Origin of the sequence: Collinsella sp. An271 (assembly GCF_002159695.1) — a bacterium.
GTDB lineage: Bacteria > Actinomycetota > Coriobacteriia > Coriobacteriales > Coriobacteriaceae > Collinsella > Collinsella ihumii.
Map to the genome: position 1 here is coordinate 203,426 of NZ_NFJE01000005.1, position 22,511 is coordinate 225,936.

21 protein-coding genes are annotated in these 22,511 nt (G+C 62.2%); 18 read left to right on the forward strand and 3 right to left on the reverse strand.

Going from position 1 to position 22,511, the window contains the following annotated elements; translation table 11 throughout:
* Positions 1 to 452: 452 nt before the first annotated feature.
* The 12 genes from B5F74_RS06425 (at position 453) to B5F74_RS06480 (ending at position 12,833) form a co-directional block, all read left to right on the forward strand.
* Positions 453 to 1,343: an aldose 1-epimerase family protein gene (locus tag B5F74_RS06425; protein ID WP_087200964.1), complete on the forward strand. Its 891-nt coding sequence runs from the start codon at positions 453 to 455 to the stop codon at positions 1,341 to 1,343.
* Between the two features lie 242 nt (positions 1,344 to 1,585).
* Positions 1,586 to 2,521 carry a transporter substrate-binding domain-containing protein gene (locus tag B5F74_RS06430; RefSeq protein WP_187119111.1) on the forward strand — a complete coding sequence of 312 codons (936 nt, stop codon included), beginning with the start codon at positions 1,586 to 1,588 and terminating at the stop codon, positions 2,519 to 2,521.
* Positions 2,522 to 2,621: 100 nt separating this feature from the next.
* Positions 2,622 to 3,827 carry an amino acid ABC transporter permease gene (locus B5F74_RS06435; RefSeq protein WP_204212473.1) on the forward strand — a complete coding sequence of 402 codons (1,206 nt, stop codon included), beginning with the start codon at positions 2,622 to 2,624 and terminating at the stop codon, positions 3,825 to 3,827.
* 3 nt (positions 3,828 to 3,830) lie between these two features.
* Positions 3,831 to 4,604, forward strand: coding sequence for an amino acid ABC transporter ATP-binding protein (locus tag B5F74_RS06440; protein ID WP_275531973.1), 774 nt, complete (start codon positions 3,831 to 3,833; stop codon positions 4,602 to 4,604).
* A 405-nt stretch (positions 4,605 to 5,009) separates the two neighbouring features.
* A complete protein-coding gene (gene prfA / locus B5F74_RS06445; protein ID WP_087200966.1) occupies positions 5,010 to 6,080 on the forward strand; it encodes a peptide chain release factor 1 in 1,071 nt (356 codons plus the stop codon).
* A 575-nt stretch (positions 6,081 to 6,655) separates the two neighbouring features.
* Positions 6,656 to 7,867 carry a peptidylprolyl isomerase gene (locus tag B5F74_RS06450; protein ID WP_087200970.1) on the forward strand — a complete coding sequence of 404 codons (1,212 nt, stop codon included), beginning with the start codon at positions 6,656 to 6,658 and terminating at the stop codon, positions 7,865 to 7,867.
* Between the two features lie 163 nt (positions 7,868 to 8,030).
* Positions 8,031 to 8,474, forward strand: a complete 444-nt coding sequence (locus tag B5F74_RS06455) for a GatB/YqeY domain-containing protein (RefSeq protein WP_087200972.1) — start codon at positions 8,031 to 8,033, stop codon at positions 8,472 to 8,474.
* A 334-nt stretch (positions 8,475 to 8,808) separates the two neighbouring features.
* Positions 8,809 to 9,540, forward strand: a complete 732-nt coding sequence (locus B5F74_RS06460) for an amino acid ABC transporter ATP-binding protein (protein ID WP_066830551.1) — start codon at positions 8,809 to 8,811, stop codon at positions 9,538 to 9,540.
* Between the two features lie 106 nt (positions 9,541 to 9,646).
* Positions 9,647 to 10,525, forward strand: a complete 879-nt coding sequence (locus tag B5F74_RS06465) for a transporter substrate-binding domain-containing protein (RefSeq protein ID WP_239283383.1) — start codon at positions 9,647 to 9,649, stop codon at positions 10,523 to 10,525.
* 148 nt (positions 10,526 to 10,673) lie between these two features.
* Positions 10,674 to 11,426 (forward strand): amino acid ABC transporter permease, encoded by a 753-nt coding sequence (locus B5F74_RS06470; RefSeq protein WP_087200975.1) that lies wholly within the window; start codon positions 10,674 to 10,676, stop codon positions 11,424 to 11,426.
* 3 nt (positions 11,427 to 11,429) lie between these two features.
* Positions 11,430 to 12,077, forward strand: coding sequence for an amino acid ABC transporter permease (locus B5F74_RS06475; RefSeq protein WP_087200977.1), 648 nt, complete (start codon positions 11,430 to 11,432; stop codon positions 12,075 to 12,077).
* Positions 12,078 to 12,125: 48 nt separating this feature from the next.
* A complete protein-coding gene (locus tag B5F74_RS06480) occupies positions 12,126 to 12,833 on the forward strand; it encodes a cytidylate kinase-like family protein (protein WP_343217551.1) in 708 nt (235 codons plus the stop codon).
* 103 nt (positions 12,834 to 12,936) lie between these two features.
* On the opposite strand, the gene B5F74_RS06485 is transcribed toward B5F74_RS06480, so the two are convergent.
* The 3 genes from B5F74_RS06485 to B5F74_RS06495 form a co-directional block, all read right to left on the reverse strand.
* Entirely contained in the window at positions 12,937 to 14,010 is a 1,074-nt protein-coding gene (locus tag B5F74_RS06485; protein ID WP_087200979.1) for an AbrB family transcriptional regulator, read from the reverse strand.
* Between the two features lie 169 nt (positions 14,011 to 14,179).
* Positions 14,180 to 15,223: a [citrate (pro-3S)-lyase] ligase gene (gene citC / locus B5F74_RS06490; protein WP_087200981.1), complete on the reverse strand. Its 1,044-nt coding sequence runs from the start codon at positions 15,221 to 15,223 to the stop codon at positions 14,180 to 14,182.
* Between the two features lie 43 nt (positions 15,224 to 15,266).
* Entirely contained in the window at positions 15,267 to 16,190 is a 924-nt protein-coding gene (locus B5F74_RS06495; RefSeq protein WP_079989084.1) for a LysR family transcriptional regulator, read from the reverse strand.
* Between the two features lie 369 nt (positions 16,191 to 16,559).
* Between B5F74_RS06495 and citD (B5F74_RS06500) the strand changes: the two genes are divergently transcribed.
* The 6 genes from citD (B5F74_RS06500) to citF (B5F74_RS06525) form a co-directional block, all read left to right on the forward strand.
* Entirely contained in the window at positions 16,560 to 16,859 is a 300-nt protein-coding gene (gene citD / locus B5F74_RS06500; protein ID WP_087200983.1) for a citrate lyase acyl carrier protein, read from the forward strand.
* The gene (locus tag B5F74_RS06505) at positions 16,859 to 17,779 is read left to right on the forward strand and encodes an aldolase/citrate lyase family protein (protein WP_204212475.1); all 921 of its coding nucleotides are present in this window, start codon (positions 16,859 to 16,861) and stop codon (positions 17,777 to 17,779) included. The genes citD (B5F74_RS06500) and B5F74_RS06505 overlap by 1 nt, the downstream gene beginning before the upstream one ends.
* A gap of 18 nt (positions 17,780 to 17,797) precedes the next feature.
* Positions 17,798 to 19,357 carry a citrate lyase subunit alpha gene (gene citF / locus B5F74_RS06510; RefSeq protein WP_087200985.1) on the forward strand — a complete coding sequence of 520 codons (1,560 nt, stop codon included), beginning with the start codon at positions 17,798 to 17,800 and terminating at the stop codon, positions 19,355 to 19,357.
* 388 nt (positions 19,358 to 19,745) lie between these two features.
* Positions 19,746 to 20,045, forward strand: a complete 300-nt coding sequence (citD, locus tag B5F74_RS06515; RefSeq protein WP_066830528.1) for a citrate lyase acyl carrier protein — start codon at positions 19,746 to 19,748, stop codon at positions 20,043 to 20,045.
* A complete protein-coding gene (locus B5F74_RS06520) occupies positions 20,045 to 20,965 on the forward strand; it encodes an aldolase/citrate lyase family protein (RefSeq protein WP_066830526.1) in 921 nt (306 codons plus the stop codon). The genes citD (B5F74_RS06515) and B5F74_RS06520 overlap by 1 nt, the downstream gene beginning before the upstream one ends.
* A gap of 15 nt (positions 20,966 to 20,980) precedes the next feature.
* The coding region (gene citF, locus B5F74_RS06525) for a citrate lyase subunit alpha (protein ID WP_087200987.1) at positions 20,981 to 22,511 on the forward strand (1,531 nt) is incomplete at its 3' end.

Below are 22,511 nucleotides of genomic sequence, written 5' to 3' on the forward strand. Positions count from 1 at the left end.
CTTCGAGATTTCACGCGCATAAGCTTAGCGCGAAGGGTGCTGCGCTGCGGCCCCGCACCGGTATCTTTCGATTTCCCATACCTTGGGGCCGCTTCCGTGGCGGGCGCGTGCGGGACCGGGTTGCGTCGGCGCTGCGGGTCGGATGTGGCTAAAAAGTTCCGTTTTGCTGTTGGGCGGACGGAGCGGAGTTTGTCGTTTTGGCCGAGTTATCCGAATTGGCTGCATGTTGGGCGGCTCCGACGGCCCCGGGCACCCTCATCGGGGCCGGCACGGGGTCATCCGGTGCCCAAGGGCGGGCTTGGGCTCGCTTGCACGGGGTCCGGCAACAGCAAAACAGAACTTTTTAGCCACTTTCGCGAGAGGCCCGTGTCGACCTCTGCGCGGTATAGTGGAATCTAGGGCGCATCGGCGTGATGTCGAGCCCGGATGGCGACGTTTGCTAAGGAGTTCCCATGTCCACCATGACAACCATCTCTCGCGACGGACTGACGGCACGTATCGACAGCATGGGCGCCCAGCTGTGCAGCCTGGCGCTCGACGGGCGCGAGTACCTGTGGCAGGCGGATCCCGCATTTTGGGGCAAGCATGCCCCGGTGCTGTTCCCCATCGTGGGCAATCTGCGCGGTGACGCAGCGACGTCGGCCGCCGGCCCTTGCGCCATGGCCCGTCACGGTCTCGCGCGCATCTATGAGCATGAGCTCGTGGATGTTTCCGAGGATGGGTCGTCGGTTACCTACGAGTTCTCGAGTTCGGACGAGACCCTCAAGGCCTACCCCTATCGGTTCAAGCTCAATATGACGTACGCGCTGACCGGCCCCGCGTCGCTGACGCAGACGTTTACCGTCACCAACACGGGCGATGTCGATCTGCCGTTTTCGGTGGGAGGTCACCCTGCGTTCAACATCCCCGCGCCCGATGCGGGCGATGAGGCGTTCGAGGATTACGAGTTCCGTTTCGCCGAGCCCTGGACGGCCAAGTGCCCCAAGATCCTGGGCGGTGGACTCGCCGATCCCGAGGACACGTTCACGCCGGTCGAGGATGCCGATACGCTTGCGCTGTCCCGCGACTGCTTCGCCTATGACACGATGATCTTCGATCATGTGCCGGGCAACACCGTCACGCTTGTGGGCACCAAGTCGGGTCGTGGCATCCGCGTCGATTTCCCGGGCTTTGATTACCTGGGTGTCTGGTCCGCGCCGGGGGCGCCGTTCGTGGCGCTCGAGCCCTGGACGGGGCATGCGACCTACACGACCGAGGACGACGTGCTCGAGCACAAGGAGAACATCACGATCCTCGAGGCGGGCAAAACGGACACGCGCGCCTTCACCATCACGTTGCTGTAGGGCGGGCGCGGCAGGTTTTCGGGTGGCAAGACGGGGCCAAGCCTTCAGCTTTCGGCCCATAATTGAGTTACGTGCATGTTTCCTTGCAAAATGGGGTGGTTTTCTGCATACGCCCGCGGTATCCTGCCACATTGTGCGCGTAACTTTCTCGCATTAAGTTGCAAGGGGGAGGGGAATGGGTCCCCTCCGGTTGCGTCGCACGGAAGGGGTCATAGACAAAAACTTTTGGAAAGGAAACCATCATGACCAAGAATTCCTTTGCAAACATGCAACCTGGGCAGTGCTCCCGTCGCGATTTCCTCAAGCTCTCCGGGCTTACGGCGTTCAGCGTGGGAGGCATGATGTTCCTTTCCGGATGCGGCCCCGCCGCACAGGACTCGGGCACCGACAGCACGGGTGCCGGTTCCGCTGCGGATGACGCTGACGCCGGCGAGGCTACGCTCGGCGACGGCCAGACCCTGCGCGTCGGCATGGAGGCTGCATACCCTCCGTACAACTGGCAGGTCAACGAGGAATCCGATTACACCATCCCCATCGATAACGTCGACGGTGCTTTCGCTGACGGCTACGACGTCCAGGCCGCGAAGATCATCGCCGAGGGCCTCGGCATGGACTGCGTTGCCGTGAAGCTCTCGTTCGACGGCCTGATCGATGCGCTGAACAGCGGTCAGATCGACATCGTGTGCGCCGGCATGTCCGTCACGCCCGAGCGTGCCGACTCTGCTGACTTCTCCGATTCCTACATCGATGACGACATCGTCATGATCACCAAGAAGGATTCCGCCTACGCAAGCGCCACCACGTTTGCCGACCTCGCGGGCGCGTCCATCTTGGGCCAGGCGGCCACTATGTACGACACCGTTATCGACCAGATCCCGGACGTCAACCACATGACGCCCGCCGAGACGCAGCCGCTCGTCGTGGAGAACCTCAATACCGGTACCTGCGATATCATCACCTACTCTATGCTTTCCGTTCCGAAGCTGATCGAGACCTACCCCGACTTCGTCGAGCTCGAGATGACCGACAAGTTCGAGGATTCCGTCATGCCCGACAACGCGGGAATCGCCAAGGGCCAAGACGCCGTGCTCGAGAAGATCAACGAGATCATCGCCGGCATTTCCGAGGACGATCGCCAGCAGATGTGGAACGAGTGCATGGACCGTCAGCCCGCGTAGCGCTGCGCGAACAGAAGGTTCATCCGTGTCCGTCAGGGCGCGCACCGAGGCCGCAGGGCCGGTGCGCGCCTTACCCATCTCATAGATAAAGGAGAAAACCATGAGCTCTGCCCTATCAGGCGAGCAGACCGAACCGAGGAGACGCGGCAAGATCGCCTCGTTTTTCCTCGATGACCATCGTTACGTGCTGTTGGGAACAAGCGCCGTGGCCCTGGTCGGCATGCTGCTTTCGAGTCAGCCTCGCCCGGAGATGAGCTTTCTGGCGAAGGCGTTCACTGTCGAGCTGGTCATGTACTATCTGCTTGCGGCCTGGCTCGTGCTGAGCGCCGTCGCGCTCGTCTTCAAGCTCACGCACTGGAGCAATTACGCCGAGACTGCGCCGTTCACCAAGCCCGCTGTTCGCCGCGCGCTGCGCTATATCGCGTACGTCGTATGGGCAATCACGCTCGTGCTGATCGTCGACCGCGTGGTCATGGGCGTCGCCTCGGCGTGGAGTGTGGCCGTGACCGCGACCGAGCGCCCCGGTGACGATTTCCTCCAGAACATCCTGTGGATGTTCTGGGTGAGCCGCGATACGTATCTCGTCGGCGTCACTACGACCATCGAGCTTGCCGTCATCGGCACCGTCGTGGCGTTTTTCCTTGCACTTGTGCTCGTGTTCTGCCGTATCCAGACCATCGATAAGCCCGATAATGATTTCATCCGGTTCTGGAAGGTCGTGGGCTCGGGCTTCGCCAAGGTCTACTCAACGGTCGTGCGCGGTACCCCGATGATGGTCCAGGCCATGATCATCTACTACGGAGTCGTGGGCGTGCTGAGCGGCACGGGGCTCACGGCGACCGAGATGAACGCCATATGGTCCCCGTTCGTGGCTGGTTTGGTGACGGTGTCGCTCAACTCCACCGCCTACATGATGGAGGTCCTGCGCGGCGGCATCGCATCGGTTGACAAGGGTCAGACCGAGGCCGCTCGCTCGCTCGGCCTTTCGCAGCTGCAGACGATGGTCAAAGTCGTATTCCCCCAGGGCATCAAGTATGCCATTCCCGGTCTGTCGAACGAGCTCGTCATCAATATCAAGGACTCGTCGGTCCTGTCGATCATCAGCGTGTTCGATCTGACGTTTGGCGCGAGGACCGTCGGCGGCAACTACTATCAGTACTTCCCGGCTTTCCTCATCGCTGCGGTCATCTACCTGATCCTGACAATGATCGCGACGTGGCTTCTGGGCAAGTTCGCCCGCCGCTTCGACGTCAAGGTCGAGACGATGGGCAGCACGTCCGATCAGCCGGTCAAGGTGGAGGAGTAAATCATGGCTATGAATACCGCAACCTCTGCCGAGCCCATGGTCCGCATCGAGGGCCTGCGCAAGTCCTTCGGCAACCTCGAGGTTCTGCGCGACATCAACCTCGCTGTCATGCCCGGCGAGGTCGTGACGATCATCGGCGCATCCGGTTCCGGCAAGTCGACGCTGTTGCGCTGCATCAACCTGCTCGAGACGCCCGATGCGGGCCACGTGTGGTTCCACGGGGCCGACCTCGCCGCCGAGCACGTGGACGTCAACCGCCTGCGCGAGAAGATCGGCATGGTGTTCCAGGGCTTCAACCTGTTCAACAACATGAACGTGCTGGATAACTGCACGCTTGCCCCCGTCACGCTCAAGAAGATGAAGAAGCCCGAGGCCGAGCAGGTCGCCATGAGGCATCTGGAGGCCGTGGGGTTGGCGAACTTCGCCAAAGCCGATGTCAACAACCTTTCCGGCGGTCAGAAGCAGCGCGTGGCGATTGCCCGCGCCCTGTGCATGCAGCCCGACCTGATGCTCTTCGACGAGCCCACGTCCGCACTCGACCCCGAGATCGTGGGCGAAGTGCTCGAGGTCATGCGCGGCCTGGCGCACGACGGCATGACCATGGTCGTGGTGACGCACGAGATGCAGTTCGCCAAGACCGTGTCCGACCGCGTCGTGTTTATGGACAAGGGCATCATCGCGGAGGAGGGGTCGCCTGCCGAGATCTTCGGTTCACCCAAGCATCCGCGCACCCGCGAGTTCCTTGCGCGCTACCTGGATGACAAGTCAGACGAGTAGGAGCGCGGCTACAGCTGTCATCTGCGGGCCGAGGGGATGTTCCCCTCGGCCCTTTTTAAACTCAGAAAAACTCAGAATTCTGAGTTTTTCTGAGTTAGTTGTGAGATAGTCGAGCATTTCCATGAAAGGGCGTCGAGTGCGCGGCAGTCGCATCGCGTGTTTGCTGTGGACGTTTTGCGCAGGTGGGGCGTGCTGTGGGCTCGTTTGGGACGCGCGTGCTTGCCTGCGCGGGAACGCTGGGTATGATAGAAGGCCGAGAGAAAGAGGTTCGCGCGTGTTTATCAAGTTCGACAAGTTCTAGCTGCGCTTGCAGCCTTGCGGCATCTGACCGCTGCCGCCCCGTGCGGGGCATCGTTTCACGTCGAACCATGCAGGGCGAGGACGCCCTCAAGAAAAGGAGAATCCATGCGCGACAAGCTGGAAAAACTCATCGCTGCCTACGAGGAGCTCGAGAAGAAGCTCGCCGACCCCTCGGTGGCTGCCAACATCAAGGAGTACACCCGCCTCAACAAGGAGTATGCGCACCAGACCCCGCTGGTGACGGCGGCGCGCGAGTACCTGGCGGCGCTCGATGACATCGAGATCGCCAAGGAGATGCTGCACGATACGTCCGATCCAGACGAGAAGGCCATGCTCCAGGAGGACATCAACAGCAACGAGGCCAAGCTTCCCCAGCTCGAGGAAGACATCAAGTTCATGCTGATCCCGGGCGACCCCAACGACGAGAAGAACACCATCGTCGAGATCCGGTCGGCCGCCGGCGGCGACGAGGCCGCCATCTTCGCGGGCGATCTGTTCAAGATGTACCAGCGCTTCTGCGAGAGCCAGAAGTGGAAGCTCGAGGTGCTCGATTCCAGCCCGAGCGACGCGGGCGGCTTCAAATCCATCGAGTTCAAGGTGTCTGGCGACAAGGTTTACTCGGTCATGAAGTACGAGTCGGGCGTGCACCGCGTTCAGCGCGTTCCTAAGACCGAGAGCCAGGGCCGCATCCAGACCTCCACGGCTACCGTCGCCGTGCTGCCCGAGGCCGATGAGATCGACATCCACATCGACCCGTCCGACCTGCGCGTCGACACGTACTGCGCCTCCGGCCCCGGCGGCCAGTGCGTGAACACCACGTACTCCGCGGTGCGCATCACGCATCTTCCGACCAACACCGTGGTCCAGTCCCAGGAGCAGCGCTCGCAGATCCAGAACCGCGAGGTCTGCATGCAGATGCTTCGCGCCCGCCTGTACGAGATGGAGCTCGAGAAGCAGCAGGCCGAGCTCGGCGCCGAGCGCCAAAGCCAGATCGGCCATGGCAACCGTTCGGAGAAGATCCGCACGTACAACCAGCCGCAGGACCGCGTGACCGACCACCGTATCGGTTTCAATTCCACGTACAACGGCGTGCTGCTGGGCGACCAGCTCGCCACCGTCATCGACGCGCTGGCGGCAGCCGATCGCGCCGAGAAGCTGGCGGAGGCCGTGGACTAAGGCAGCCGTTTCTAAAACGATGAAGCCGCGGGGCGGGAGGGTGCGCTATCCTCCCGCCCCGCGATTCGTTTTAGGCAGCTGTGGCTTTGTCGGGACTGGTACGAAATGTATAATTCCACTGCAAAAATGCACAAAGTTGCATAAAAAGACGCTCTGAATAAAACCTATAGAGACAGTAGGTTGAGTTTGGTACGATTTTTGAGGCTCATTTCCCCACACGCGCCGCACCCATCAGTAATTCCGCAGGATCCAACTGGGCAAATGCTGAGGGGTGTACCGCCCATGGGCAAAGCTCATCGAAAAATCGCACCAAACTCGCTATACACGTTTTTCGGCGCGTTTGGAGATGGGTTGGTTGGGGACGGGTTCGTTCCAACCCATCCTATTGGGGTGGATTGCCTCCACCCATCCGACCGCCTCGGGCAACAGGCCCTCTTTGCATATGCGCTCTGTGGTTATCGCTTGCTTTTATGGTGGTCTTCTGGCCCCCTGTGCGACAATACGGAAAGCTTTATGTCGATTTCGTCTCACGGCAGATGAACCGTGGATTACCGGGACCGGAAAGGGACGACGCTATGCCGCTCAACAAGAATCCGCGCGTCAAGCGCGATGCCGCACCTGAGGGCCAGCCCACCAAGAGCCAGGCCAAGAAGAGCAAGAAGGAGACGCTTTCCAAGGGCGTGAAGATCCTGATCGTCGCCATCGGCTGCGCGGCGATGCTGCTGTCGGTCACCGCTATGGCGTGCTCGGGTGTCCTGAGCCAGATCACGGGTGACAACAGCGAGGGCTACGAGCTCACCGGCGGCGTGGCCGCAACGGTCAGCGGCGTCAACATCACCGAGGACACCATCACCAAGCAGATCATGGCCGTGCGCAACGCCTACGGCTACGGCAGCGAGGGCAGCTGGGCCCAGTATCTGGTCGACGCGGGCCAGACGCCCGAGAGCTACCGCGAGCAGACCATCAACAGCTACGCCGAGCAGTATCTGCAGCAGCAGGCCATCAGCGAGAACGACATCACCGTCACCGACGAGGACATCGAGGAGGCGTGGCAGAACGCCGCGGCGTCCTACGGCGGCGAGGACGCGTTCATCAAGCAGCTGTCCAGCTACGGCTACACCGAGGATTCCTACAAGCAGAGCCTCTCGAACAGCCTTGCCCTCGACAAGCTGAAGGAGAAGGTGTGCCCGGTCGACGATCCGAGCGACCAGGACATCATCGACTACCTGAACGAGAACCTCGACACCTACAACGATGCGCGTCGCTCCTCCAACCTGCTGGTGAGCGTGGCGTCCGACGCTACCGACGAGGAGAGGGCCGAGGCCCAGGCGAAGGCCCAGGAGGCGCTCGACAAGATCAACTCCGGTGAGCTTTCGTTCGAGGATGCGGTCGAGCAGTACTCCGATGACTCCGGCTCCAAGGAGGACGGCGGCGACGTGGGTTGGGACAAGCTCACGAGCTTCGTGACGGAGTACCAGGACGCGCTGAGCGCCCTGTCGGTCGACCAGGTGAGCGGCATCGTCGAGAGCACCTACGGCTACCACATCATCAAGTGCACCGGCTACTTCCATGTCGACAACGAGGTCACCTCGATCGACGAGGTGCCCGAGGAGATCCGCACCTACATCTCCAACATCGTGAAGACGCAGGCCGAGAGTTCCGCGTGGACCGAGTGGTGGGACAACTACAAGGAGCAGGCCGACATCCAGATCAACCCCATGCCCGAGAACGTTCCCTACAACGTGAGCCTGGACGGCGTCGAGCCCTCTAACGGCAGCGCCCAGTAGGACGGGGCATCGGAGATTCGGCTGCGTCGCCGCGGCACCTTTGGCCCAACCGCCGCGTCTGCGGGCGTGCGCATATGATCGCGAAGAGGCTCGCCGGGACGGTCGAGGGTCCCCCGAACGGGGCCCTCGCCGTCTCGGCGAGCCGCAAGGATAAGGAGGACAAATGACGAGCGAAGAGCTGCACGAGCAGATGATCGCGGCCATGAAGGCCAAGGACAAGACAAGGCTGTCCATCATCCGCCAGGTTATCGGCGAAGTGAAGAACATCGAGGTCAACGAGCGCCGCGATGCGACCGAGACGGACGTCGACAACATGATCAAGCGCCTCATCAAGCAGACGAACGAGACGCTAGAGATGTCGATCAAGGCCGCCAACAATCAGGAGCGCACCGATACGCTCACCGAGCAGGTCAAGATTCTCGAGAGCCTGCTGCCCGAGCAGGTGACGGGCGATGCGCTCATTGCCCTCATCGAGCAGACGATCGCAGAGCTGGGCGCTACGTCCAAGAAGGACATGGGCCGCGTGATGGGCGCGCTCACCAAGGCGACCGGGGGTAACTTCGACAAGCCGATGGCAGCCAAGGAGGTCGGCGCGCGCCTTATCTAGGTTCAGCGGCGTTATACATTCTTGGTAACCAAACTGTTTCGGGAAGCTGCCTGTAAATACTGCATTCAAGCGGTGTGTATAATGGAGCTCCAATAGGGTAAATCCATTTTCACAATACCGGTGGACAATGGTTTTATTCAAAACCTCTGCATGTTTCGCTTCGCGTCGCATGCGCTAACTTGAAAATCAACTCGTCGCGGACGCGTCGCACATCAAAGACGCGTCCCGCACGGAACGTACAGCACATGAGTCGAGCCGCCATGACCGCCCGCTCGCGCGGGTGGTGCATATGCTCCACGCGGTTTCGGCTCGTTGAAGGAGGGGAACCGCGCCAATGGCCGACATGATCGAAATCCGCGGGCTGAACAAGTATTTCGGCGACCTTCATGTCCTGAAGGACATCAACCTCACCGTCAAGGAGGGTGAGAAGGTCGTTGTCATCGGGCCGTCCGGCTCGGGTAAGTCCACGCTCATCCGTTGCGTCGATTACCTCGAGGAGCCCACGAGCGGCCAGGTCATCATCGACGGTATCGAGCTCACCAAGAAGAACCACCTCGAGATGGCCCGCAAGTATTCGTCCATGGTGTTCCAGCAGTTCAACCTGTATCCGAACATGACGGTGCTCGGCAACCTCACGCTCGCCCCGATCAAGCTGCAGAAGAAGACCAAGGAAGAGGCGACGCGCACCGCCATGGCAGCGCTCGAGCGCGTCGGCTTGGCCGCAAAGGCCGGCGAGTACCCGCAGAACCTCTCCGGCGGCCAGCAGCAGCGCGTCGCCATCGCGCGCGCCATGTGCACCAAGCAGCCCATCATCCTGTTCGACGAGCCGACCTCCGCGCTCGACCCCGAGATGATTCAGGAAGTGCTCGACGTCATGATCGAGCTCGCCCAGGACAACATCACCATGATCTGCGTCACGCACGAGATGAACTTCGCCAAGCAGGTCGCCGACCGCGTGATCTTCATGGACGATGGCCAGATCCTGGAGGAGGGCACGCCCGAGCACTTCTTCACCAACCCGCAGAATCCCCGTTGCAAGGACTTCCTCAACAAGATTCTGCACTAGGCGGTCCGGGCGCCCGCAGCGCGCCTGCCGTCCCACCTTCGCAGCCCCGCGCGGTCAGGTGCCGCGTTAGGCGATATCCGTACCGAAAATGGAAGGGGTACCGATTATGAAGAACATCTCTCGTCGCAATTTCCTGCAGGTTTGCGGTCTCGGCATCGTGGCGGCGGCAGGCGCGAGCGCGCTGACCGGCTGCGGCGGCGACTCCGGCTCCAGCAGCGCCGGCTCCACCGGCGGCAGCTCCGATTCCAAGGTCGAGGCCATCAAGGCCCGCGGCAAGCTCAACTGCGGCGTCAAGGCCGACGTGCTCGGCTACGGTTATCTGAACACCGAGACCAACGAGTACGAGGGTCTCGAGATCGACCTATGCTACCAGGTCGCCGCGGCGGTCCTGGGTGTTTCCTACGATGAGGCCAAGGAGCAGAAGCTCTGCGAGTTCACCACCGTGACCCCGAAGACCCGCGGCCCGCTTATCGACAACGACTCCCTCGACATCGTGTGCGCCACCTACACCATCACGCCCGAGCGCGAGGAGGACTGGGACTTCTCCACCTCCTACCGCACCGACTCCGTGGGCATCATGGTCATGAAGTCCTCCGGCATCGCCGAGATGGCCGACTTCGACGGCAAGATCATCGGCGTCTCCCAGGGTTCCACCACCAAGGACGCCATCCTCACCATGTTCGAGGAGAAGGAGATCGGCGCGACGCCCGAGTTCAAGGAGTACCCGGACTACCCGTCCATCAACTCCGCGCTCGAGTCCGGCAACATCGACGCCTTCGCCATGGACCGCTCCACGCTGAACACCTACATGAACGATCAGAAGGAGCTCGTCCAGCCCGACATCGAGTTCGGCACGCAGGATTACGGCATTGCCACCAAGAAGGGCTCCGACCTGTCCGACGTGGTCGAGAACACGGTCGTCGAGCTGCTCGACAACGGCTGGATGGATGAGGAGATTTCCACCTGGCTGGGCGCGAGCGCGTAACCGTAGCCTATAGCTGCATGCGGGGCGGACGCCGTATCAGGACGTCCGCCCCTGTGTTGTCTTCAGACAAGGCTGGTTCGCGGGGTCGCGCCCGCGCGGATTTCGCTGCGCACCGGCCTCATCTTGAGACAGATTGGAAAGGAGAGATATGCTCGAGGGTCTGCTAGACGCCAAGCGTTGGGAGATCACGTTGGCGGAGATGCCTGCGCTGTGGGAGGGCTTCGCCTTCACGCTGCAGGTCGTTGTCGCCGGCTTGCTGATCTCGCTTCTGCTCGGCTCCGTCCTGGGCGTCTTCTCGACGACGCACTCGCGTGTGCTGCGCGCCATCAGCCGCATCTACGTCGAGTTCTTCCAGAACACCCCGCTGCCGGTGCAGGTGTTCTTCTACTACATGGCCGGCCCGAGGCTGCTGCAGGCCATCACCGGCGCCGACTCGCCGGTCCGCCTGTCGGCCTTCGCCATCGGCGCGCTCGGCGTGGGCCTCTATCACGCGGCCTACATCTCCGAGGTCATCCGCACGGGCATCGAGTCGGTGCCGCGCGGCCAGATGGAGGCGGCGCTGTCGCAGGGCTTCACCCGCCCGCAGGCCTACGCCTACATCATCCTGCCGCAGACGTTCAAGGTCATCCTGCCCCCGCTGTGCAACCAGGCGCTGAACCTGGTCAAGAACACCTCGGTGCTCGCGCTCATCGCCGGCGGCGACCTCATGTACAACGCGGACAACTTCGTGTCGACCTACGGCTACCTGCAGGGTTACATCATGGCCTGCGTGCTGTACTTCCTCATCTGCTTCCCGCTGGCGCTGCTCGTCCAGTTCCTGGAGCGCCGCTCCAAGCGCCGTCCGCGCGCCAAGAACATCCCGGGCATCACCCCTGCCCCCGAGCCCGCGAAGGAGGCGTAGCGCATGGAGATCTTTACCCAAGCCAACGTCACGTTCATGCTGATGGGCTTCGTGAGGACCATCGAGATCTCGGTTCTCGCCATCATCTTCTCGGTCATCTTGGGCACGGTGCTCGCGCTCGCCAAGCAGTTCTGCACGGGCAAGCTCGCCATCTTCAAGTGGCTCGTGAGCGCCTACATCGAGCTGTTCCGCTGCACGCCGAACCTGCTGTGGATCCTGTTCATCTACTTCACGGTCAAGGGCGATGACATCTTCATCTCGGTGCTCGCCTTCACGATCTTCACGTCGGCGGTCATGGCCGAGATAATCCGCGGCGGCCTGAACTCCATCCCCAAGAGCCAGTTCGAGGCGGCGCGCTCCCAGGGCTTCGGCTTCTTTGCGAGCATGCGCCTCATCATCCTGCCGCAGACGTTCAAGACGATTATCCCCGCGCTGTTCAGCCAGTGCACGACGGTCATCAAGGACTCCTCGTACCTGGCCGGCATCAACGTGGCCGAGTTCATGTTCCAGTCCAAGGTGGTCATGGGCTACACGACCAATCTCGACCAGGTGCTGCTCGTGTACGGTTTCGTGTTCGCGCTATACTTCATCTTGAACTTCGGCATCTCGCTGATCGTGCGCGCCTACCAGCGTCGCGTGGTCGCCGCGTAGCGAACGAGCCGCCGGGGCGCACGCCTCCGGCAGATTGGACGGCCTCCCATGGCACTTGCGAACAAGAAATCGGTGGATGTGACCAAGCTCTACGCGCAGGACATGTACGCCAACGACGCCCTCGGCGCGCCGACCGAGACGAGCGATCCGGAGTACCCCGTGGTGATCACCATCGCGCGCGAGTACGGCACCGATGCGCACGAGATCGGCATCGCGCTGCAGGAGCGCCTCGGCATCCCGCTGTACGACAACGAGCTGCTCATCCGCGCCGCCCGCCGCTCGGACACGGTGGTCGACAAGGTCGCGTCCTACGACGAGATGGTCGCGGCGGAGATGATGACGTTTCTGCCGGACCGCTTCGACTCGCGCACCACGGCCGACAAGCTGTTCGAGAGCCTGAAGCAGGTCATTCTGGACGTGGGTTCCTCGGAGTCGTGCATCATCATCGGGCGCCTGTCCGACTACATCCTGCGCGACAACCCGAACCTCATCACGGTCTACGTTACCGCGCCGCTCGCCGAGCGCGTGGAGATCGTGCAGCGCCGTCGCGGCCTGACCGAGGCCAAGGCCATCAAGCTCATCAAGAAGATGCAGCGCAACCGCGAGCTGTTCTACAAGCGCTACTCCGCGGGTAAGCGCAAGCTGCGCCAGGGCAAGGACCTCGTCATCAACCGCGCCCTGTTCGGCGTGGAGGGCTGCTGCGAGATCATCGCCACGGCCTACGAGCTCAAGATGCGCGAGCTCGGTCGCATGTAGTCCGGGAGGGGCGAACTTTTGGGGACAGTCCCTTTTTGTTCACGGCGGCGCAGCTGCGCCGCCGTGAACAAAAAGGGACTGTCCCCAAAAGTTCGCCCCAAAATCAGGCCATGAGGCGCACGACCAAGATGGCCACCTGCGGCATGAGCGCCGACGCGTAGATGACGCGGCAGATCTGCAGCACGGCGATCTTGGCCAGGTCGGCCCCCAGGTCGCCGGCGATGAGCGCCATATCGCTCGCGCCGCCCGGCGAAGAGGCGAACAGGGCGCTCTTCATATCGAGCATGCCGGTCTTGGTCGCGATCTTCGAAAACGTGAAGTTCACGATCATGTACATGGCCATCATGATGATGACCGGGCCAACGATGGTGTTGAGGTGCGAAATGGTCTCGGGCGTGACCGATGAGCCCACGAGGCTGCCGGCGAGCACCTGTGCGATGCGCTTGATGGTCATGGGCATCGCACAGGCATCGGTGAAGATGTTGAGCGCAGCGACCACGATCAGCGAGCAGACAAGCGAACCCGCGGGGATTCCGCTCGCATAGCCCACAGCGCCGCAGGTCAGAGCGATAATCAGGGTGAAGGCGGTCTTGCGCCTCTGCGTGTTGATGAATCGGTCCAGCACGGTCGGGTTGTCGACATGGCTCATGTCGAGCGAGGGGCCGGAATCCTCCTCCTCATCGATGTTGCGCGTCATGAACTGCACCCATGAGGGCAGAAAGGCGAGCACGGTGGCCAGACGCAGCGTCTGCATGATGGCGACGGTGCTCGCATCCGCATCGAGATCCATGGCGATGAGCGAGACGTCGGCGATGCCTCCCGCGACGCAGGAGAGCAGGCCCGTCATGAGGTCCCATCCAAAGAAGACGTGGAACACGATGCCGAGAGAAATCGTGTTGACGGTCAGCAGCGTGATCAGCAGGATAAGCGGCTTGATCATGTGCGGGACGTTGCGCACGTCGCGCCGTGAGATGGAAAGGCCGATGAATGCGCCCGAGATGCCCTGGGAAATCGCCTTGATGGGAGCGGGCATCTCGGTGAAGCCGGTGAACGCGCTGACGATGCCCACGGCAAGCATGGAGCCGATCATGGCGGGGACGGGTATGCCGATGCGGCGGGCGACCAAAAAGCCCGCAACGGCGATGAACAGGGTTGCCAGGATATGAATCAGTTCCACAGGGCCTCGCGAATCTCGAGAATACTTGACATGTCAACTATTTTAATATGCCCCGAGTGGGTCTGCAAGCCGGGGACGATCTTTTGGGGACAGTCCCTTTTTGTTCACGACGGCGCGGCTGCGCCGTCGTGAACAAAAAGGGACTGTCCCCAAAAGCCCAAAAGTTCGCCTAGTAGTGGACCACGTTCTCCGCAGCGCGGATGCGCTCGAGTACCGGGGCGGCCTCCGGGCTTCGGAAGTAGCTGTAGGTCGTCTCGGGCACGAGCTCGCGAACGCGGTTCCAGTCTCCCGCCTGCAGGGCGCGGCGCACGGTCGAGGCGCTGACGGGGGCTCCGTCGACGCCCACACGCGGCACCACGACGACCTCGATGCCCTCGCGGGGCAGCTCCTCGAGCATGACGCGGTTGTAGACGCCGGTGACCTGGCTGGTCGGCTCCTCGCCCACATAGCGGCGCGTGATGCCGAGCTCGTGCGCGATGCGGCTGAAGATGGCGATGTCGAGGCGCGCATGGCCCTCGTTGACGGCGGCGTCGTCTTTCAGGAAGTAGCTCGGGAAGGTGGCCGACGAGATGATGTAGGGGCCGGAGTCGTGCACCACGACGTTGTCGATTTCGGCGACGCCGTCGCACACGAGCTTCTTGCGCACGGCGAACGGCACCAGACTCGCATCCTCGCTCACGACGAACAGGTGGAGCGTGTCGACATCCGCGGCGGCGACTTCGACCAGATGCTGATGGCCGAGGGTAAAGGGGTTGGCGTTCATGATGACGGCGCCTGCGGTGCCCTCTCGACGCGTCGCGGAGAGGTTGCGCAGGTAGGAGGCGAAGCCGTCGAGGCGGTTTTCCAAAAAGACGAGCATGCCGTCGACGCGGGCGATCTCCTTGAAGCCGAGGTCGCAGAAGAACTTCGCCGACGAGACCTTCGTATACACGAACAGATGGTTGTTCCCGCGCTCATACTGCACATCGATCAGATGGGTGATGAGCTTGTTCATGAGGCCCTCGCCCTGATAGCGGCTGTCGACCGCGAGGCAGCGCAGGGTGTTGCCAAAGCAGCTGCCCGTGGCGATGACGTTTAGGTCGTCATCTTGGATTGCGCAGGTGTAGTCGAGGTTGCCGTCGCGCTGGATGCCCTCCCGTTCGAGCAGGGCGTCGACTTTGGAGAGGGTGTAGGCGTCTGACGGCCAGACCTTGGACACGGTGTAGTCTTCCATGGTGGTCCTTTCTGGATGGGGGAGGAGGCGGTCGAAAAGAGCGTTACGGCAGGTCAGACAGGGCGCTTTGGGGCGATATCGCGGTGTTGACCGGACTTGCGCCCGATCCGCGGGCGTACTGCTCCTTGATGAGGTCCACAAGCGCCTGGACTTGGGGGAGCTGCTCCGCCTCCTTCTGGCAGTCGATGTACATACGCCGGATGAACGGCTCGCCGTTGGAGAACATGCACGGACGAATGCAGCCGTCGAAGCCGCCGAGCACGATTTCGGGAAGCAGCGCCCAGCCGATGCCCTGCTTGACGAGCTCCTGACAGGTCATGAGGGCGGTGACGTTGATTCGATTCGCGGTCTGCGCAAGGTTGTTCTCGTGCAGCCACCGCGTCATGAGCGCGGTGTGCGCCACGTCGGTGGTGTGGTTGATATAGGTCAGCTCGGAGAGCGGCGTATGCTCGTTCTCGTGCGTGCAGACGGCGCAGATGCGCTCTTGCGACAGAAGGTACTGCATACCGTCCCAGGGAAACTCGCCGCGCAGCACCGCGACATCGAGCTCGCCGCGCTGCAGCAGTCCGTGCAGGTCGCGGCTCTGTCCGGTGACGATGTTGAGCTGCACCTGGGGGTAGCGCCGGTGATACTCGGTGAGCAGCTCGGACAGGTGGATGAAGGCGTAGTTGACCGAGAAGCCCGCGCTCAGCGTGCCGCAGACCTTGTCTTGGGCGGCGTCGAGCTCGCGGCGCAGCAGACCGAGTTCGCGGGCCGCCTGCGCGGTGTGCTCGAGCACCAGTTCGCCGGCGGGCGTGAAGCGGACGCCCTTGCGCGTGCGCAGGACGATCTCGCACCCTAGCTCGCGCTCAACCGCCTTGATGCGTTTGGAAAGGGCCGACTGCGTGAGATAGAGCCGGTCGGCGGCATGGGTGATGTTGCCGCACTCCTTGAGCACATGTAGCAGCGCGAAGTCCTTTTCGTCCACCGGCGGCCCTCCTTTCATGTCTATACGCCGGCTTCATGGAAACCGGTGTATAGGATTCCGCAACGTAATGGAAATGGTAGCAACGCATGGATTGCATTCTATGCAATATCGTTCTGGACCGCGTTTCATATTTGGAATGTTAGCTGCAAGAACAGCATAAGAACAGGCAGACGGATGGGTTTTGGAGCTGAACGGTCGCGCGCTGCAAGAAATGTTGACGAGTGCTGAACAATTCCTATCTGGAATGGAATACAAGGTAAATCAAGAACTTCTAATACTGATAACCACTTCCTATGATTGCGATGAAGCGCTTGGGAGGGCAAATCGGACCGCAAGGGTCATCCCGAGCATTGGAAGAAGGGAGTGCAAATGGTTATCGAGAAGACCGCGATGGCCGGCACGCTCGAGTCGAGCGACGCTCAAGTGACCGTGTCGCCCGCCGATACATTGGAAGTCGTCATCGAGAGCAGCGTCATCAACCAGTACGGTCGCCAGATCAAGGCCACGGTCGAGGATGTCCTCGACCGCCTGGACATCAAGCAGGGCCTGATCTCCGTCGTGGACAAGGGCGCGCTGGACTGCACGATCAAGGCCCGCGTCGAGTGCGCGGTGTTCCGCAGCTACGACGCATCGCTCACCGATATCCCCTGGGGAGGTGCTATTCGATAATGGCAGACAAGATTACCCGCCCGCGCCCGAAGAAGGATCGCCTGCGCCGCACCATGATGTTCATGAACGCGCAGCGCCCGGGCCTCATCAAGGACGCCTATATCTATGGTGTCGACTCGATCATCCTCGACCTCGAGGACGCGGTCGCCGTCAACCAGAAGGACGCTGCTCGGTTCAGCCTCTACCACGCGTTGACCACGATCGACTACGGCGACACCGAGGTCATCGTCCGCATCAACGGTCTCGATACGGAGTACTGGCAGGAGGACGTGCGCGTGTGCGTCGCCGGCGGTGCCGACGGCATCCGCATCGCCAAGTGCGAGAGCGCCGACATGGTCCGCCAGGTTGAGGCCGCCGTCGAGGCCGCGGAGCGCGAGTTCGGCGTCGAGGTCGGCCGCACCCTGCTCATGGCTGCGCTCGAGAGCCCGCTCGGCATCATGAACGCGTATGAGATCTGCACCGCGAGCGACCGTATGCTCGGCTGCGCCATCTCCGGCGGCGACTTCCGTCAGAGCATGCATGTCCAGATTGAGCCGGACGGCATCGAGATGCAGGCGGCCCGCGGCCAGATGCTGCTTGCGGCCCGCGCCGCCGGCGTGCAGTGCCTCGACACCATGTTCCCGAATCTGGATGACGAGGAGGGCTTCCGCCGCGAGGTCGATCTGGTCGCACGCATGGGCTTCGACGGCAAATCCGTCATCAATCCCAAGCAGATCGCCTATATCCACGAGAAGTTCGCCCCCACCCAGAAGCAGATCGCCCATGCGGAGAACATCGCGCGCAGCTGCCGTGCTCAGTCCGAGGCGGGCATCGGCGTGTACGTCGTCGACGGCAAGATGGTCGACCCTCCGTTCTACAAGGAGGCCGAGCGCATCATAGAGCTCGCCAAGAAGTGCGGCGTCTACCACGGTGACCTGTAAGAGAGGAGTGGATCACCCATGATCAACGCAGTCGGAAGGGATATCCCCGACTACCTGCTCGCAGACGGCAAGGAGGTCTATCAAGGCCGTTTCGCCAAGGACGGGCAGCTTGTTAAACGCGATTCGCCCACGTGCGTGATGCATGAGAAGCCCGTGGCCGACAAGCTGTGCGCGAGCATCCACGAGGCCTGCGAGCACTGCGACGTGCACGACGGCATGACCATCTCGTTCCACAGCGAGTTCCGCAACGGCGACTACACGGCAAGTCAGGTCGTCAAGGTGCTTGTCGAGGATTTCGGCGTGCGCGACCTGCACGTCGCCGCCACCTCCCTGGGCGACGCGCACGACCTGCTCGCCGACTACATCGAGCAGGGCATCATCACCCATATCGAGTCCTCGGGCGTGCGCGGCCGCATCGGCGAGGCCATCTCGCATGGCAAGCTGAAGGAGCCCGCGATCATCCGCTCGCATGGTGGTCGTCCCCGCGCCATGATGGCCGGCGAGCTGCACGTCGACGTCGCGTTCCTCGCCGCGTCCACGTCGGACAAGGCGGGCAATGCCAGCGGCGTCGGCGGCAAGAACAACTGCGGTTCGCTCGGGTTCGCCATCCCCGACTCGCAGTATGCCGACAAGGTCGTTATCATCACGGACACCCTGGTCGATTTCCCGAACGTGCCCGCATCCATCAAGTGCGAGGACGTGGATTACGTCGTCGTGGTCGACGAGATCGGCGACCCCAAGCGCATCGCCTCTAAGGAGGCACGCTTCACCCAGGATCCGCGTGAGCTCATGATGGCCAAGAATGCTGCCGACGTCATCGCCGCGCTGCCATACTTCAAGAACGGCTTTTCGTTCCAGACCGGTGTCGGCGGCCCGTCGCTCGCGGTGAATCGATTCCTCGAGGATCACATGCGCGAGAAGAACATCAAGATGGGCTTCGCTCTGGGTGGCGTGTCCGGTGCTATCTGCAATCTGTTGGACAAGGGACTTGTCGGCAAAATCATCGATGTGCAGGATTTCGATCAGACCGCAATCAATCACCTTGCGAATAACCCGAACCATGTGGAGATGAGTCAGAGCGAGTACGCGAACCCCGGATCCAAGGGCTCGTTCGTGAACTATCTGGACTACATGGTGCTTTCCGCTCTCGAGATCGACACCAAGTTCAACGTCAATGTCGTTACCGGCTCCGATGGCGTGGTCCGCGGCGCTCCCGGCGGTCACCCCGACACCGCGGCGACCTCGAAGTGCTGCATCATCGTGACGCCGCTCGTGCGTGGTCGCATGCCCGTTGTGTGCAAGGATGTCACCACCGTCACCACGCCGGGCGAGTGCGTTGACGTGCTCGTGACCGACTACGGCACCGCGGTGAACCCCGCCCGCACCGATATCATCGAGTGCCTGGATGCGGCCGGCATCCCGCATGTCAGCATAGAGAGCCTGCAGGAGAAGGCCTACTCCATCGTGGGCGAGCCCGACCCGCTGCAGTGGGAGGACAAGGTCGTCGCCATCGTCGAGGCGCGCGACGGCACCATCCTCGACGTCATCCGCCAGATCAAGCCGTACGACTTCGAGTAGCGTCCCCTGACGGCGACAGTTTTCCGAGCATGCGCACCGGGCCCCCGACAGCATCTGCTGCCGGGGGCCCGGTCCTTTCTGCGGGCGTTAAGTGCCTGGCTCAAACATTCTCAAAACTCATGGAAAAACATTACAAAATGGAATGCCTGACTGAGAGACATCAGAAAAACAAGCAAGCGGATGCTGAGATACGCTGAGCGGTCAAAAAACATCTGAGGAACACCGCTTTTCTTAACTATTCCTCATACGACTCAATTCCAAGCTATCATGACCCAAAAAGTTATTGCTGATTCTTCTATGATGGTCGCGACGTGCAAAGCACATGAATCCGTCATGCGTCGAAGCTGCTCGCCCCGACGCATGACGGGAGCAACGGAAGGGAGTGCGAATGGTTATCGAGAAGACCGCAATGGCCGGCACGCTCGAGTCGAGCGACGCCCAAGTGACCGTGTCGCCTGCAGACAAGCTCGAGGTTGTCATCGAGAGCAGCGTCATCAACCAGTACGGTCGCCAGATCAAGGCCACGGTCGAGGAGACCCTGGGCCGCCTCGGCGTCGAGACCGGTCTGGTCTCCGTCGTGGACAAGGGCGCGCTTGACTGCACGCTCAAGGCCCGCGTCGAGTGCGCGGTGTTCCGCAGCTGCGACGCGTCCATGGTCAACATCCCCTGGGGAGGTGTCATCCAGTAATGGCAGGCAAGATCACCCGTCCGCGTCCGAACAAGGACCGTCTGCGCCGCACCATGATGTTCATGAACGCGCAGCGCCCGGGCCTCATCAAGGATGCTTATATTTACGGCTGCGACTCCATCATGCTCGACCTCGAGGACGCGGTCGCCGTCAACCAGAAGGACGCCGCCCGCTTCTCGCTGTATCACGCGCTGACCACGATCGACTATGGCGACACCGAGGTCATCGTCCGCATCAACGGCACGGACACCGAGTACTGGCAGGAGGACGTGCGCGTGTGCGTCGCCGGCGGTGCCGACGGTATCCGTATCCCGAAGTGCGAGAGCGCTGAGCAGGTCAAAGAGGTCGAGGCCGCCGTCGAGGCTGCCGAGAAGGAGTTCGGCGTCGAGGTCGGCCGCACGCTGCTCATGGCTGCGCTCGAGAGCCCGCTGGGCATCATGAACGCCTACGAGATCTGCACCGCGAGCGACCGCATGCTCGGCTGCGCCATCTCCGGCGGCGACTTCCGCACCTCGATGCGCGTGCAGATCGAGCCCGACGGCATCGAGATCAACACCGCTCGCTCCATGATGCTGCTCGCCGCCCGCGCTGCCGGCGTTCAGTGCCTCGACACCATGTATCCCAACCTGGATGACGAGGAAGGCTTCCGCCGCGAGGTCGATCTCATCGTCCGCATGGGCTTCGACGGCAAGTCGCTGATCAACCCCAAGCAGATCGCATATGTCCACGAGCGCCTGGCGCCCACCCAGAAGCAGATCGCTCACTCCGAGAAGATCGTGCGCAGCTGCCGCGAGCAGGCAGACGCCGGTGTTGGCGTGTACGTCGTCGACGGCAAGATGGTCGATCCTCCGTTCTTCAAGGAGGCGGAGCGCATCATCGAGCTCGCCAAGAAGTGCGGCGTCTACCACGGCGATCTGTAAGAGAGGAGCCAAGATATGATTAATGCAGTCGGAAGGGATATCCCCGACTACCTGCTCGTCGACGGCAAGGAAGTCTATCAGGGCCGCTTCGCCAAGGACGGCCAGATCCTGAAGCGCGACGCGCCGACGACCGTCATGAACGAGAAGCCCGTCGCCGACAAGCTGTGTGCGAGCATCCGCGAGGCGTGCGAGAAGTGCGGCGCCCACGACGGTATGACCATTTCGTTCCACCATGCGTTCCGCAACGGCGACTACACCGCCTCCATGGTGTGCAAGGTCCTCGTCGAGGAGATGGGCATCAAGGACCTGCGCGTGGCCGCCACCTCCCTCGGTGATGCCCACAACCTGCTCGCCGACTACATCGAGCAGGGCATCATCGTCCAGGTCCAGGCCTCCGGCGTCCGCGGTCGCATCGGTGATGTCATCTCCGCTGGCAAGCTGAAGGAGCCGGCGATCATCCGCTCCCACGGCGGTCGTCCCCGCGCCCTCATGGCCGGCGAGCTGCACGTCGACATCGCATTCCTCGCTGCCGCGTCGTGCGACAAGGTCGGTAACGCCAGCGGCAACGGCGGCAAGAACAACTGCGGTTCCATGGGTTACGCCATTCCCGATTCCAAGTACGCCGACCGCGTCGTCGTGCTGACCGATACACTGGCTCCCTTCCCGAACGTGCCCGCGTCCATCAAGTGCGAGGACGTTGACTGCGTCGTCGTGGTCGACGAGATCGGCGACCCCAAGCGCATCGGCACCAAGGAGGCCCGCGTCACCCAGGATCCGCGCGACCTCATGATGGCCGAGCGCGCTGCCGACATCATCGCGGCCACCCCGTGGTTCGTCGACGGCTTCTCCTATCAGACCGGCGCCGGCGGCCCGTCCCTTGCCGTGACCCGCTTCCTCGAGGAGCGCATGGACGCCAAGGAGATCAAGATGGGCGTCGCCTTCGGCGGCATCACCGGCAACATGTGCGACCTGCAGGATCGCGGCTACGTGCGCAAGATCGTCGACACGCAGGACTTCGACACCAAGGCCATCGCGCACCTGCACGATTGCCCCGATCACGTTGAGATGACCGTGAGCGACTATGCGAACCCCGCGAACAAGGGCGCCTACGTCAACTACCTTGACTACATGATCCTCGCGGCCCTCGAGGTCGACACCAAGTTCAACGTCAACGTCATCACCGGCTCCGACGGCGTGGTCCGCGGCGCGCCCGGCGGTCATCCCGACACCGCCGCTGGCTCCAAGTGCTGCATCATCGTGACCCCGCTCGTGCGCGGCCGCATGCCGACCATCTGCAAGGACGTCACCACGGTGACGACCCCCGGCGAGTGCGTCGACGTCGTCGTGACCGACTACGGCACCGCCGTCAACCCGGCGCGCCAGGACATCATCGATTGCATGGACGCCGCGGGCATCCCGCACGTCTCGATCGAGGAGCTGCAGGAGAAGGCCTACTCCATCGTGGGCGAGCCCGACCCGCTGCAGTGGGAGGACAAGGTCGTCGCCATCGTCGAGGCGCGCGACGGCACCATCCTCGACGTCATCC

What these genes read in the sequence shown, in the direction of transcription:
- B5F74_RS06480 (WP_343217551.1), top strand. Translation starts at nt 12,126, where the DNA reads ATGGCACTTGCGAACAAGAAATCGGTGGATGTGACCAAGCTCTACGCG.
- B5F74_RS06520 (WP_066830526.1), top strand. Translation starts at nt 20,045, where the DNA reads ATGGCAGGCAAGATCACCCGTCCGCGTCCGAACAAGGACCGTCTGCGC.
- citF (WP_087200985.1), top strand. Translation starts at nt 17,798, where the DNA reads ATGATCAACGCAGTCGGAAGGGATATCCCCGACTACCTGCTCGCAGAC.
- B5F74_RS06505 (WP_204212475.1), top strand. Translation starts at nt 16,859, where the DNA reads ATGGCAGACAAGATTACCCGCCCGCGCCCGAAGAAGGATCGCCTGCGC.
- citC (WP_087200981.1), bottom strand. Translation starts at nt 15,223, where the DNA reads ATGGAAGACTACACCGTGTCCAAGGTCTGGCCGTCAGACGCCTACACC.
- B5F74_RS06430 (WP_187119111.1), top strand. Translation starts at nt 1,586, where the DNA reads ATGACCAAGAATTCCTTTGCAAACATGCAACCTGGGCAGTGCTCCCGT.
- citD (WP_087200983.1), top strand. Translation starts at nt 16,560, where the DNA reads ATGGTTATCGAGAAGACCGCGATGGCCGGCACGCTCGAGTCGAGCGAC.
- B5F74_RS06470 (WP_087200975.1), top strand. Translation starts at nt 10,674, where the DNA reads ATGCTCGAGGGTCTGCTAGACGCCAAGCGTTGGGAGATCACGTTGGCG.
- B5F74_RS06425 (WP_087200964.1), top strand. Translation starts at nt 453, where the DNA reads ATGTCCACCATGACAACCATCTCTCGCGACGGACTGACGGCACGTATC.
- B5F74_RS06450 (WP_087200970.1), top strand. Translation starts at nt 6,656, where the DNA reads ATGCCGCTCAACAAGAATCCGCGCGTCAAGCGCGATGCCGCACCTGAG.
- B5F74_RS06455 (WP_087200972.1), top strand. Translation starts at nt 8,031, where the DNA reads ATGACGAGCGAAGAGCTGCACGAGCAGATGATCGCGGCCATGAAGGCC.
- prfA (WP_087200966.1), top strand. Translation starts at nt 5,010, where the DNA reads ATGCGCGACAAGCTGGAAAAACTCATCGCTGCCTACGAGGAGCTCGAG.
- B5F74_RS06475 (WP_087200977.1), top strand. Translation starts at nt 11,430, where the DNA reads ATGGAGATCTTTACCCAAGCCAACGTCACGTTCATGCTGATGGGCTTC.
- citD (WP_066830528.1), top strand. Translation starts at nt 19,746, where the DNA reads ATGGTTATCGAGAAGACCGCAATGGCCGGCACGCTCGAGTCGAGCGAC.
- B5F74_RS06460 (WP_066830551.1), top strand. Translation starts at nt 8,809, where the DNA reads ATGGCCGACATGATCGAAATCCGCGGGCTGAACAAGTATTTCGGCGAC.
- B5F74_RS06440 (WP_275531973.1), top strand. Translation starts at nt 3,831, where the DNA reads ATGGCTATGAATACCGCAACCTCTGCCGAGCCCATGGTCCGCATCGAG.
- B5F74_RS06435 (WP_204212473.1), top strand. Translation starts at nt 2,622, where the DNA reads ATGAGCTCTGCCCTATCAGGCGAGCAGACCGAACCGAGGAGACGCGGC.
- B5F74_RS06465 (WP_239283383.1), top strand. Translation starts at nt 9,647, where the DNA reads ATGAAGAACATCTCTCGTCGCAATTTCCTGCAGGTTTGCGGTCTCGGC.